Genomic DNA, 12,379 nt, shown 5'->3' with positions numbered 1-12,379 from the left:
CGACAGAGCGCCGACAAAAATAAAGACTTGAACGGAATCCTACGAATGAAAAAACAACTGTTAGTAGCAAGCATCCTGGCCGCCTTCGGCGTGCTGCACGCGCAAGCTGGCACGCTGGACGACGGCAATCTGAGCATCAGCGGCTTCGGCACGCTGGGTGTGGCCAAGAGCAACACGGACCAGGCCCAGTTCGCCCGTTACAACCAGGCCGAAGGCATCTCCGACAAGGCGCGCATCGGCCTGGACAGCAACCTGGGCCTGCAAGGCACCTATAAATTCAACGAGCAGCTGTCGGCCACGGCGCAAGTGCTGACCCGCAAGAACACCAGCCCCACCTTCACCACGGACCTGACCTGGGCCTTTTTGAAGTACAAGCTCAACGATGAAGTGAACGTGCGCGTGGGCCGCGTCGTGCTGCCGACCTTCCTGATCTCGGACTACCAGAACGTGGGCTATGCCAACACGATGATGCGTCCGCCGATCGAGCTGTACGGCCAGTGCCCGATCGAGAACGTGGACGGCGCCGACGTCAACTACCAGCATGCCTTCGGCGACTTCAACTTCACCACCCAGGCCTTCGCCGGCGTGAGCCGCGGCAAGCTGTTCATCCCCACCGGCGCCGGTTCCGTGGCGACCTACCGCGCCCCTGCGGCCGGCGTCAGCTTCACCGGTGAATACGGCCCCTTCCTGGTGCGCCTGGGCCATGCCCGCGCCAAGCTCACCACCAATGACCTGACCCCGATCAACAACCTGACCAATATCCTGGCGCGCAGCGGCTTCCCCGACCTGGCCAACGACCTGAGCCTGACACCGGGCAAGAAGATCGCCTTCACCTCGGTCGGTGTGACGATGGACTGGAACAACATCCTGCTGCAATCGGAATATGCCCAGCGCCGCGCCAAGGAAGCCGTGTACGTACCCGACACCAACGCCTGGTACGCGCTGGCCGGCTACCGCTTCGGCAAGGTGCTGCCGTACTACGCCCACGCCGCCAACACCTACGCCGGCACGTCCGTCACCGTGCCGGCCACGCTGCCGGCCGCCCACCCGCTGGGCGCGGCCGTGCGCGGCCTGCTGCCGGCCACCGAGCAGAGCTCGGACCTGATCGGCGTGCGCTGGGACTTCGCCAAGTCGCTGGCCCTGAAGGTGCAAGTGGACCGCGTCAAACCCAAGTCGAAGTCCGGTTCGCTGATCTTCGTCCAGCCGGCCGCCGGCATCACCAACAGCGTGACCGTGGTTGCGGCAGCGCTTGACTTCGTATTCTGATCGGGAGCCCCTCAATGAAATCCAAGATGACTTCTTTGCTGCTGGCCGCCGCCCTGGCTGCTGCTGCGCTGCCGGCGTCGGCTGAAACCGTCGTAATCGTGAGCAAGCAGAACCCGGCCACCCGCATGTTCTCGGAACAGGCGGCCCAGTTCTTCCTCGGCAAGTCGGCCATGTTCACCCCGATCGACCAAGCCGAAGGCTCGCCCATCCGCGCCGAGTTCTACCACAAGGTGGCCGACAAGGATCCGGCCCAGGTCAAGGCCATCTGGTCCAAGCTGGTGTTTACCGGCAAGGGCACGCCACCGAAGGAGTACAACTCCGACGCCGAAGTGCGCAAGGCCGTGGCGGCCGATCCCAAGGCCATCGGCTACATCAGCAAGGCCGCGGTGGATGACAGCGTCAAGGTGATCCTGACGCTGCCGTAAGCACCGTCCGCCTCCCCTCAACAGCGCCCGGCCCCGTGCCGGGCGTTGTCATTTCCTGCCATTTGCGCGACGTTGTCACCTGTTTGTCCTGAACGTCGGTGAAAAAACCACAGTTTTCACCGCAGCAACTCAATTCTGGCCATTCTAGTTTTATGCCTCCAGGAAATTCGACTAAGGTTATGGCTAAGCGCGCATGGCTGCGGCAGCGATCCTGACCGCTACATGCCTGCAAGCACCGAATTTCTCGCAGGACAACAAGAGGGGACTATGAAAAAAATTATATTGGCAAGTGCAATCTTCGCAGCCTTCGGCGGCGCCCACGCGGGCGTGATGGACGATGGCAATCTCAGCATCAGCGGCTTCGGCACCCTCGGTGTGGCCAAGACGGATACGGACAAGGCCGAGTTCACGCGCTACAACCAGGCCGAAGGTGTCAAGGACAAAGCCAGGATAGGCCTGGACACCAACCTGGGCCTGCAGGCCAGCTACAAGGTCAACGAGCAGGTGTCGGGCACGGTGCAAGTGCTGACCCGCAAGAATACCAGCCCCACCTTCACCACGGACCTGACCTGGGCCTTCCTCAAGTACAAGATCAACGATGAGCTGAACGTGCGCGTGGGCCGGGTCGTGATTCCCACCTTCCTGATCTCGGATTACCAGAACGTGGGCTACGCCAACACGATGATGCGTCCTCCCGTCGAGATGTACGCCCAGGACCCGATCGAAAGCGCTGACGGCGCCGACTTCAATTACCAGCACGCCTTTGGCGACACCAACTTCACGGCCCAGGGCGTCGTCGGCGTCAGCCGCGGCAAGCTGGTGCTGGCCGGCGCTACCGCCGTGGCCACTTACCGCGCACCGATGGTGGCCCTGAGCATGTCCGTCGAGCACGGCCCCGTCACGCTGCGCGCGTCCTACCTCGAAGCCAGGCTGAGCAGCAACGACGTGGCCCCGCTCAACCAGTTGCAAGGCGTGCTGACCAAGGTCGGCTTCCCCACGCTGGCCGATGAGCTGGGCGTCAACCACACCAAGAAAGTGGCGTTCTCGGCCGTCGGTGCGCTGCTGGACTGGAACAACATCATCGGCCAGGCCGAATATGGCATGCGTCGCGCCAAGGATCCCGTCTACATCCCGGACAACAACGCCTGGTACGCCATGGTCGGCTACCGCATGGGCAAGGTGCTGCCTTACTACGCCCACTCGGCCGTCACTCAGCACGGCCGTTCGGTGACGCTGCCGGCCGGCTTCCCGCCCGCCGGCGCCCTGTTCAACAGTGTCAACGGCCTGCTGACGTCGTCCGAGCAGAGCACCGACCTGATCGGCGTGCGCTGGGACTTCGCCAAGAACGTGGACTTGAAGGTGCAGCTCGACCGCGTCAAGCCCAAGACCAAGACCGGCACCCTGATCAACGGCCCGGCGACGGGATTGACGGACACGGTCAACGTGGTGGCCGCCTCGCTCGACTTCGTATTCTGACCGGGAGGACGACATGAAACTGATCATCCAAGCCTCCCTGCTGTGCGCCCTGTCCGCCACCGCCTTCTCGGCCAGCGCCGAAACGGTCGTCATCGTCAACAAGGCCAATCCCGCCACGCGCATGTTCTCGGAACAGGCGTCCCAGTTCTTCCTGGGCAAATCGACCATGTTCACGCCCGTCGACCAGGCCGAAGGTTCGCCCATCCGCGCTGACTTCTACCACAAGGCGGCCGACAAGGATCCGGCCCAGGTGAAGGCGATCTGGTCCAAGATCGTGTTCACGGGCAAGGGCACGCCGCCCAAGGAATACTCCTCCAACGCCGAGGTCAAGAAAGCCGTTGCTGCCGATCCCAAGGCAATCGGTTATATTGACAAGTCGGCAGTGGACGATACCGTCAAGGTCATCCTGACCCTGCCGTAACGCTGGCGTTCCCCGCGCCCGCGGCCTGTTCCGGGTCGCGGGCGCTGTCTCGTCCGGCTCCGTCATGCTGGCATGGGAGACTAGTCTTGAGTTTATCGCTGCGCGCGAAATTTCTGCTGCTGAGCGCCCTGGTGCAGGCGCTGGTGGTCGGCTTGCTGATCTGGAACAGCCTGCGGCTGATGGACAGCGCCGTCAACAAGAATGCGCAACGGGTGGCCCATGAATACGCCGTCACCCTCAATCTTTCCCTCAGCCCCTACGCCACCCACGGCAAGCTGGCCGAGCTGAGCAACTACCTGGCCGAAATGCTGGCCGACCCCAACGACAGCTACCTGCGCTACATCGTCATCCTCGATGCCGAGCGCCACCCCATCATCGAAGTGGGCACGCGCGCCACCACCCTGCCGTTCGCGCTGGCGGCCGGCACCGACCTGGCCGGCCAGGCCGTACGCACCTACGACGACGGCCGCACGCTGCACGCGCGCACCCCGCTGCTGCTGCAGGATAACAAGGTCGGCTCGCTCAACTTCGGCCTGTCCACGCGCGACCTGCAGCAGGCGCGCGACGAAGTGATGTGGCAAGGCGGCTTCATTTCGCTGGCCGGCCTGGTGCTGGGCGTGGCCCTGTTCTACCTGTTCACGCATGGCATCGGCCGGCGGCTGCAGGCGTTGACGGGCCAGACCCGCCAACTGGCGCCGGGGCTGGACGTGGCCGAGCTGCCGGCGCCGCGCCGGGTGGGCGACGAGATCGACCAGTTCTCGCGTTCGCTCAACGCCATGAGCGCCGCGCTGCGCCAGCGGGTGGCCCAGCTGGAACAGTCGCAGCAGCGCCTGTCCGAATCGGAGGCCCGCTTCAAGACCCTGTTCGACATGGCACCGCTGCCGCTGAGCGTGACCGATTTCGACGGCCACATCATCGGCGCCAACCAGGCCCTGGCCCGCACCTTCGGCCACCCCGTCAACGAACTGGTGGGCCTGCGCTCGGACCAGGTGTCGTTCTGGGCCAGCACGCGCGAGCGCGACCGCATGTGGGACATCTTCCTGCGCGACGGCGCCGTGCAGGGCGACGTGGCCGGCGTGCTGCTGCCCGACGGCAGCGTGGGCAGCGTGGCCATCTGGTCCTCGACGCTGGTGCTGGACGGGCGCCAGGCCATCATCTGGGCCCTGCTGGACCTGACGGAGGAACTGAACGCCAAGCGCGAGCTGAAGGACTTGAACGTGTCGCTCGAGAGCCGGGTCAAGGAACGTTCGGCCGCGCTCGAGCGCGCCAACGCCGATCTGAGCGCCGCGCTCGACACCTTGCGGCGCACCCAGCACGAACTGCTGGCGGCGGAAAAGATGGCATCGCTGGGCTCGCTCGTGGCCGGCATCGCGCACGAGCTCAACACGCCGATCGGCAACAGCCTGCTGGCCTCGACGGCGCTGGGCGACCGGGTCCACGCCTTCGATGCGCTGGTGGCCGGCGGCAACCTGCGCCGCTCCGAGCTGCAGCGCTACCTGGAAGAGGTGCGGCTGGCCAGCGAACTGATTTCCGGTTCGCTGCGCAAGGCGGCCGACCTGATCTCGTCGTTCAAGCAGATCGCCGTCGACCAGACCAACGACCAGCGGCGCCAGTTCGACCTGGCCACGGCCGTGCACGACACGGTGGCCACCTACATGCCGCGGCTGCGGCGCAGCAACTGCGCGGTGCAGGTGGACATAGCCGACGGCATCAAGCTGGACTCCTACCCCGGCGGCCTGTACCAGATCCTCAACAACCTGTTCAACAACGCCCTGGCCCACGCCTTCGAGCAGCGCGCCAGCGGCACCGTGACGATAGGGGCCGCCGCCGCGGCCGACGACATGGTGGAGCTGGTATTTGCCGACGACGGCGCCGGCATGACGGAAGAAGTGCTGCGCCACGTGTTCGATCCCTTCTTCACCACCAAGATGGGCCAGGGCGGCACGGGGCTGGGCATGAACATCGTCTACAACATCGTCACGGGTGTGCTGGGCGGGCGCATCGCCATCGACTCGGCGCCCGATGCGGGCACCACGGTGCGCATCACCATCCCCCGCGTGGCCCCCCAGCGCGACCCGGCCCGCTAGCGCAGGCCCCGGGAAAGGGACGAGCAGGACGCGAAGAAAATGGGGACGGAAAATGGGGACGTACCCCTTTTCGAAAAATGGGGACGTACCCCTTTTTGGGCCCGCTAGCGCCAGCCCGGGAAAGGGACAGACCAGGACACGGAGAAAATGGGGACGTACCCCTTTTTTCAGGAAATGGGGTACGTCCCCATTTCCCCCATTGTTCGAAAAAAAAGCGGAAGCGCCGGGGCGCTTCCGCTTTTTTTGTCGCAGCCTGAGGAGAATCAGGCCAGCTTGCCGTGGCAAGCCTTGTACTTCTTGCCGCTGCCGCAAGGGCATGGGTCGTTGCGGCCCACTTTCAGGCCCATGTTGAGCAGGGGCTCGCCCGTGGCCGGTTCGGCGTTGGCCGTCGGCGCCAGCAAGTCTTCCGGCGCCGCGTTCGGGTTGAAGTCGGCATGCTGGTAGTGCACATTGCCCACATGCGGCTGCTGCATGGCCGCTTCGGCCGCGTCGATCTCTTCACGCGACTGGATGCGCACCGTCATGATCAGGCGTACCACTTCGTTCTTGATCATGTCCAGCATCTGGCCGAACAGCTCGAACGCTTCGCGCTTGTACTCCTGCTTGGGGTTCTTCTGCGCATAGCCGCGCAGGTGGATGCCCTGGCGCAGGTGGTCCAGCGCGGCCAGGTGCTCGCGCCAGTGGCTGTCCACGCTTTGCAGCATGACGTTGCGCTCGAAGCCGCCGAACGATTCCTTGCCCACGATGTCGATCTTGGACTGGTACAGCGCATCGGCCGCGGCCAGCACGCGCTCGAGAATGTCCTCGTCCGTCAGGTTCTGCTCGGACTCGAGCATGGCGCCCAGCGGCAGTTCGATCTGCCATTCGGCCGCCAGCGCCGCTTCCAGGCCCTTGATGTTCCACTGCTCTTCCACCGATTCGGCCGGCACGTATTCGCGCACCATGTCGGTGAAGGCGCCGTGGCGCAGCGACTGGATCAGCTCGGAGATGTCCACGCTTTCCAGCAACTCGTTGCGCTGCTGGTAGATCACCTTGCGCTGGTCGTTGGCCACGTCGTCGTATTCCAGCAATTGCTTGCGGATGTCGAAGTTGCGTGCTTCCACCTTGCGCTGGGCCGATTCGATCGAACGCGACACGATGCCCGCTTCGATCGGTTCGCCTTCCGGCATCTTCAGGCGATCCATGATGGCGCGCACGCGGTCGCCGGCGAAGATGCGCAGCAACTGGTCGTCCAGCGACAGGAAGAAGCGCGAGGAACCGGGGTCGCCCTGGCGCGCGGCACGGCCGCGCAGCTGGTTGTCGACCCGGCGCGATTCGTGGCGCTCGGTACCGACGATGTGCAGGCCGCCGGCCGCCACCACCTGGTTGTGCAGCGCCTGCCAGCCGTCGCGCAGTGCCTGCGCCTGGGCGGCCTTGTCGGCATCGCTCAGCTCGGCGTTCGCTTCGATGACCCGGATCTGACCTTCCACGTTGCCGCCCAACACGATGTCGGTACCGCGACCGGCCATGTTGGTGGCGATAGTGATGGCCTTGGGGCTGCCGGCCTGGGCGATGATTTCCGCTTCACGGGCGTGCTGCTTGGCGTTCAGCACGTTGTGCGGCAGGTCGCCCTTGGTCAGGATGGCCGACAGCAGTTCCGAGTTCTCGATCGAGGTGGTACCCACCAGCACCGGTTGGCCGCGGTCGTAGCATTCGCGGATTTCCAGCATCATGGCGTTGTACTTCTCGGCCGACGACTTGTACACCTGGTCGTGGCGGTCCTTGCGCTGGGATGGACGGTTGGGCGGAATGACGACCGTTTCCAGGCCGTAGATTTCCTGGAATTCGTACGCTTCCGTATCGGCCGTACCGGTCATGCCGGCCAGTTTGCCGTACATGCGGAAATAGTTCTGGAACGTGATCGAGGCCAGGGTCTGGTTCTCGTTCTGGATCTTGACGCCTTCCTTCGCTTCCACGGCCTGGTGCAGGCCATCGGACCAGCGGCGGCCCGTCATCAGACGGCCCGTGAATTCGTCGACGATGATCACTTCATTGTTCTGCACCACGTAGTGCTGGTCCTTGAAGTACAGGGCGTGCGCGCGCAGGGCCGCGTACAGGTGGTGCACCAGCGTGATGTTGGCCGAGTCGTACAGCGAGGCGCCTTCGGGCAGCAGGCCCATCTTGGTCAGGATGGCTTCGGCCTTTTCGTGGCCCGCTTCCGTCAGCAGCACCTGGTGCGCTTTTTCATCCTTGGTGTAGTCGCCGGGGACTTCGACCTTGCCCTTGCCGTCCGGGGTTTCCTCGCCGATCTGCTGGGTCAGCAGGCGCGGCACTTCATTGATCTTGTAGTACAGGTCAGTGTGGTTCTCGGCCTGGCCGGAGATGATCAGCGGGGTGCGGGCCTCGTCGATCAGGATCGAGTCCACCTCGTCGACGATACCGAAGTTCAGCACGCGCTGCACCCGGTCGCGCGACTCGAACACCATGTTGTCGCGCAGGTAGTCGAAACCGAATTCGTTGTTGGTGCCGTAGGTGATGTCGGCGTTGTAGGCAGCCTGCTTGGCGGCGTGCTCCATCTGCGACAGGTTAATGCCCGTCGTCAAGCCCAGCCAGCCGTACAGCTTGCCCATGGTGTCGGCGTCGCGCTGGGCCAGGTAGTCGTTGACCGTGACGATATGCACACCCTTGCCGGCCAGCGCATTGAGGTAGGCCGGCAGGGTTGCCGTCAGCGTCTTGCCCTCGCCCGTGCCCATCTCCGCGATTTTGCCGTAGTGCAGAACCATGCCGCCGATCAGCTGCACGTCGAAGTGGCGCATCTTGAACACGCGCTTGCTCGCTTCGCGGCAGACGGCGAACGCTTCCGGCAGGATCGCGTCGAGCGATTCACCGGCGGCGATGCGTTCCTTGAAGGCGGGCGTCTTCGCTTGCAGCTCGGCATCCGACAGCTTTTCAATGACAGGCTCGAGCGCATTGATCTCGCGTACCGTTTTTTGGTATTGCTTGAGCAGCCGCTGGTTGCGGCTACCGAAAATCTGGGTCAGTAATGACATGCTTGAATTCTTGAAAAAACGCCGTTAAAAAAAGCTCTGTTGGTGAAAGTTGCTTTACCGCACGGAGTTCGACTATGGCAAAAGACGATGATTTTATCATGCGCCGTCGCCAACATTGGGGTATTGGCCTATATAACAATAGCCCAAGGCAGAACAATGTCACAAAATCAATACATTTTACACGTGCGTAGCGGAATGCAGCGCGAAATTGCTGCGGGGCTGTGACAGCGACCGGCACGGATGGGCCGGCTTGTGCTATGTTTCGCCCATGCGATTCAACTCCTCCAACCTGTCCCTGAAGCGGCCGACGGCCGTCGTCGCCACCGATTTCCTGCGGCGTGACGACAAGATGGCCGCCCTGCTGCCGGCCATCGAACGCATGGCCTCGCTGCAGCGCGATTGCGCGGCGGCCCTGCCGGCCATGTTCAAGTTCGTGGAGATATTGTCGTTCGAGGATGGCCAGCTGCTGCTGGCCACGCCCAATGCGGCGCTGGCGGCCAAGCTCAAGCAGCAAGTGCCCAAGCTGCAGGAAACGCTGGCCCGGCGCGGCTGGCAGGTCACGGGCGTGAAGCTGCGGGTGCAGATGGTCAAGCCGGCCGCAATCAAGGAACAGATGCGGGCCTTGTCGCTGCCGGAAGCGGCCGTCGCCGCCTTCGACGAGCTGGGCCACACGCTCGAGCAGACGCCCCAGAACGCCATCCTGATCGAAGCCCTGCAGCGCATGGTCGCGCGCCGGCGCCAGGGCGGCGGCTAAAAAATGGGGACGTACCCCATTTTCTAGAAAATGGGGTACGTCCCCATTTTTGTTAAGTCAGTGCCCACTCTCGCGCCATCTGGCGCAGATACGAGGGCGGCGCCGCTTCGTTGGTGTCGAACGAGACGATTTCGTACGCTTCCGGATGCTTGAGCAACTCCAGCAGCAGCTGGTTGTTGAGCGCGTGGCCGGACTTGTGCGCCTCGTAGCTGGCCAGCAAGGGATGGCCTACCAGGTACAAATCGCCGATGGCGTCCAAAATCTTGTGGCGCACGAATTCGTCGTCGTAGCGCAGCCCGTCCGAGTTGAGGATGCGATATTCGTCCATCACGATGGCGTTTTCCAGCGAGCCACCACGGGCCAGGCCTATGCCGCGCAGCATTTCCACGTCCTGCATGAAGCCGAAGGTGCGGGCCCGCGCCACGTCGTGCACGTAGGACACGTCGCCGAAATCGACCTGGGCCCGCTGGCTGGTGCCATCGACGGCCGGATGGTTAAATTCGATGAAAAAGTCTAATTTGAAGCCGTTGTATGGCGACAACCTGGCCCATTTTTCCTTGTCGCCCACGCCGTCGCGGATTTCGACCGGTGCCAGCACGCGGATGAATTTCTTGGCCGCCGGCTGTTCCTCTACGCCCGCCTGTTGCAAAAGAAATACGAACGACGAGGCCGAACCATCCATGATGGGGATTTCCTCGGCGCTCACGTCGATGTACAGGTTGTCGATGCCCAGGCCGGCGCAGGCCGACATCAGGTGCTCGACCGTGGAGACGCGGGCGCCATCCTTGACCAGCACGGAGGCCATGCGGGTGTCGCCCACGGCCATGGCGCTGGCCGGGAAGTCGACGATGGGATTGAGGTCCACCCGGCGAAACACGATGCCCGTATCGGGCGCGGCCGGCCGCAAGGTCAGTTCGACCTTGGTGCCGGAATGCAGGCCCACTCCCGTGGTGCGGACCAGTTGTTTGATGGTGCGTTGTTTAAGCATGCCCCGATTATAGCGAAGTTAGCCCAGCCACGTTTCCGCACCGTTGCCTGCAGTTCAAGGATGTTCCGCCTCGGCATGCACGGCCTCGTGCCGCACCAGGTAGATGCCGCTGGCCACGATGATGGCCGCGCCCAGCACCGTGTAGCCGTCCGGCAGGGTGTGCCACAGCAGCCAGTCGATGGCCACGCCCCAGGCCAGGGCCGAGTATTCGAACGAGGCCACGGTCGACGCCTTGCCCTTGCTGAACGCTTCCGTGATGGCCAGCTGGCCGAAAAAGCCGCTCAGCGCCAGGCCCACCAGCACCGTCCAGTCTTCGCGCCGTACGGGCACCCAGCCGCTGGCGGACATGGCCAGGCCGCCGCCGGCCATCATCAGGAGGTACCAGAACATCATCGATTCGCTGTTGTCGGTGCGGCTCAGGATGCGGCTGGCGATGGCCGACACGGCGTAGGCGCCGGCCGCGCCCAGGATGGCCAGGCCGCCGATGGACAAAAAGCCCGTCCCTTCCGGGCGCAGCACGACCAGCACGCCCACCATGCCCGCGACGATGGCGGCCCACTGGGCCCGGCCCACTTTTTCCTTCAGCACGAACACGGACAGGGCGGCGATCAGCGAGGGCGCGATGAAGAAGATGGAATACGCTTCGGCCAGCGACAGGTCGCGCAGGCCGAAGGCGAACATGGTCAGCATGGCGATACCGAGCGCACCGCGCAAGATGTGCATGGGCCAGCGCACCTTGAGGATGCGCGCGAACGCACCCCGGTAAGCCATGTAGGCGCACAACAGCGGCAGCGAGCACAGCGCGCGCAGGGCCGTCACCTGCATGGCGGGATAGTGGGCCGACAGTACTTTCATGGCCGTGTCCATCAGCGAGAACATGGCGACGGCGATCAGCATGGCGTAGATGCTGTGCAGGTTTTCCCTGCGGGAGATGATGATGGCAGACAGAGCGTACCCCTGGGATAACGGTGGCCGCCAAGGTGGTGGGATGCGGCCGCATGGAACGTCATCATGGCGACGTCCAGAGCCAGCAGCGCCGGCGGTTGGCCGGTGCTCGGGGAAATTATAGCAAGATGGAAATATTTATGCTGGGCAGGCCAGCGCCTCGCCTGGCCCAGCCCGATATCACGCCACCGGCAACAACATCACCAGCTTCAAGTCCGGCCGTTTGGCCAGCTGCAAGGTGACCTGGCTGAAGGTGCGCTCGCCGCCAGCGGCATCGCGGAAGCGGCGCGCGCCCCCTTCCCGCCCGACCACGTCCTGCAAGGTCCACAGCTGACGGAATGGCTCGCTGGCGGCCACCAGTTCCGCGATCAGGCCGGCCAGCGGTTCCTGGGCCGCGTGCCGGCCGATGTCGGCCCGGAACTCGGCCACCAGGCGGCGCGCCCGTTCCGGCCAGTCCACCGTCAGGCTGCGCGCTTCCGGCCGCAGGAACATGAAGCGCAGCAGATTGGGCGCGTCCGCGCCTGGCCCATCGAGCCAGCCCCGCAGCAGGGCCGCCGCGTCGTCGTTCCAGGCGAGCGCATCCCACTGGCGATCCAGGATGTAGGCCGGGGCGTTGATGGCGCGCACCAGCGCGTCGAGTCCCTGCTCGTCCGATCCCGCATCAAGATCGTGCTGGGGATCGAGCCGGCCGGCCAGGCTGAAGAGATAGGCCCGCTCCGCCACGGACAGGCGCAGCACGTCGGCCAGCCGGGCCAGCAGGCGGGCCGAGGCCGCCACGGGGCGGCCCTGCTCCAGCCACGTCAGCCAGGTGGGACTGACGTCGCACAGCTGGGCCAGCTCTTCGCGCCGCAAGCCGGGCGTGCGGCGCCGTCCACCGCCGGGCAGGCCGGCGCTGGCGGGCGTGACGCGCTCGCGGTGGGCGCGGATGTAGTCGCCAAGAGTCGTTTGCATGGTAGTTGTTATACCAGGATAAGTGCTTGTCTTGTTA

At 64.3% G+C, this 12,379-nt stretch carries 10 protein-coding genes; 6 read left to right on the top strand and 4 right to left on the bottom strand.

The features are described 5' to 3' along the window. The first annotated feature begins 45 nt into the window (after window positions 1-45). The 5 genes from AC3WOS_RS10810 to AC3WOS_RS10790 all read left to right on the top strand — a co-directional run bounded on the left by AC3WOS_RS10810 (window position 46) and on the right by AC3WOS_RS10790 (window position 5,675). Window positions 46-1,266 (top strand): porin, encoded by a 1,221-nt coding sequence (locus tag AC3WOS_RS10810; protein WP_492715940.1) that lies wholly within the window; start codon window positions 46-48, stop codon window positions 1,264-1,266. Window positions 1,267-1,292: 26 nt separating this feature from the next. Next, window positions 1,293-1,691, top strand: a complete 399-nt coding sequence (locus AC3WOS_RS10805) for a type 2 periplasmic-binding domain-containing protein (RefSeq protein ID WP_492715939.1) — start codon at window positions 1,293-1,295, stop codon at window positions 1,689-1,691. A gap of 267 nt (window positions 1,692-1,958) precedes the next feature. Then, window positions 1,959-3,167: a porin gene (locus AC3WOS_RS10800; RefSeq protein ID WP_492715938.1), complete on the top strand. Its 1,209-nt coding sequence runs from the start codon at window positions 1,959-1,961 to the stop codon at window positions 3,165-3,167. 13 nt (window positions 3,168-3,180) lie between these two features. Next, window positions 3,181-3,588 carry a type 2 periplasmic-binding domain-containing protein gene (locus AC3WOS_RS10795; RefSeq protein WP_492715937.1) on the top strand — a complete coding sequence of 136 codons (408 nt, stop codon included), beginning with the start codon at window positions 3,181-3,183 and terminating at the stop codon, window positions 3,586-3,588. Between the two features lie 86 nt (window positions 3,589-3,674). Beyond that, window positions 3,675-5,675 carry an ATP-binding protein gene (locus AC3WOS_RS10790; RefSeq protein ID WP_492715936.1) on the top strand — a complete coding sequence of 667 codons (2,001 nt, stop codon included), beginning with the start codon at window positions 3,675-3,677 and terminating at the stop codon, window positions 5,673-5,675. A 263-nt stretch (window positions 5,676-5,938) separates the two neighbouring features. On the opposite strand, the gene secA is transcribed toward AC3WOS_RS10790, so the two are convergent. Next, window positions 5,939-8,704, bottom strand: coding sequence for a preprotein translocase subunit SecA (secA, locus tag AC3WOS_RS10785; RefSeq protein ID WP_492715935.1), 2,766 nt, complete (start codon window positions 8,702-8,704; stop codon window positions 5,939-5,941). A gap of 268 nt (window positions 8,705-8,972) precedes the next feature. Here secA and AC3WOS_RS10780 point away from each other — a divergent pair, with 268 nt between their 5' ends. Next, window positions 8,973-9,458 (top strand): hypothetical protein, encoded by a 486-nt coding sequence (locus tag AC3WOS_RS10780; RefSeq protein WP_492715934.1) that lies wholly within the window; start codon window positions 8,973-8,975, stop codon window positions 9,456-9,458. Between the two features lie 52 nt (window positions 9,459-9,510). Here the strand turns inward: AC3WOS_RS10780 and lpxC are convergent, their stop codons facing one another. From lpxC to AC3WOS_RS10765, 3 genes are all read right to left on the bottom strand, one after another. Beyond that, complete coding sequence (lpxC, locus tag AC3WOS_RS10775) at window positions 9,511-10,446, bottom strand: UDP-3-O-acyl-N-acetylglucosamine deacetylase (RefSeq protein WP_492715933.1); 936 nt, start codon at window positions 10,444-10,446, stop codon at window positions 9,511-9,513. Window positions 10,447-10,500: 54 nt separating this feature from the next. Beyond that, entirely contained in the window at window positions 10,501-11,343 is an 843-nt protein-coding gene (locus AC3WOS_RS10770; protein WP_492715932.1) for a DMT family transporter, read from the bottom strand. A gap of 228 nt (window positions 11,344-11,571) precedes the next feature. Continuing rightward, a complete protein-coding gene (locus tag AC3WOS_RS10765) occupies window positions 11,572-12,342 on the bottom strand; it encodes a helix-turn-helix transcriptional regulator (protein WP_492715931.1) in 771 nt (256 codons plus the stop codon). Window positions 12,343-12,379 lie beyond the last annotated feature (37 nt).

The organism is Rugamonas sp. FW305-51, assembly GCF_058786935.1.
The sequence above is the reverse complement of the archived record's forward strand: the minus strand, read 5'-3'. Positions and strand labels throughout refer to the sequence as shown.

Coding starts and splice junctions, on each gene's coding strand:
- AC3WOS_RS10765 (WP_492715931.1), bottom strand. CDS start 12,342: ATGCAAACGACTCTTGGCGACTACATCCGCGCCCACCGCGAGCGCGTC.
- lpxC (WP_492715933.1), bottom strand. CDS start 10,446: ATGCTTAAACAACGCACCATCAAACAACTGGTCCGCACCACGGGAGTG.
- AC3WOS_RS10770 (WP_492715932.1), bottom strand. CDS start 11,343: ATGCTGATCGCCGTCGCCATGTTCTCGCTGATGGACACGGCCATGAAA.
- AC3WOS_RS10795 (WP_492715937.1), top strand. CDS start 3,181: ATGAAACTGATCATCCAAGCCTCCCTGCTGTGCGCCCTGTCCGCCACC.
- secA (WP_492715935.1), bottom strand. CDS start 8,704: ATGTCATTACTGACCCAGATTTTCGGTAGCCGCAACCAGCGGCTGCTC.
- AC3WOS_RS10810 (WP_492715940.1), top strand. CDS start 46: ATGAAAAAACAACTGTTAGTAGCAAGCATCCTGGCCGCCTTCGGCGTG.
- AC3WOS_RS10800 (WP_492715938.1), top strand. CDS start 1,959: ATGAAAAAAATTATATTGGCAAGTGCAATCTTCGCAGCCTTCGGCGGC.
- AC3WOS_RS10780 (WP_492715934.1), top strand. CDS start 8,973: ATGCGATTCAACTCCTCCAACCTGTCCCTGAAGCGGCCGACGGCCGTC.
- AC3WOS_RS10805 (WP_492715939.1), top strand. CDS start 1,293: ATGACTTCTTTGCTGCTGGCCGCCGCCCTGGCTGCTGCTGCGCTGCCG.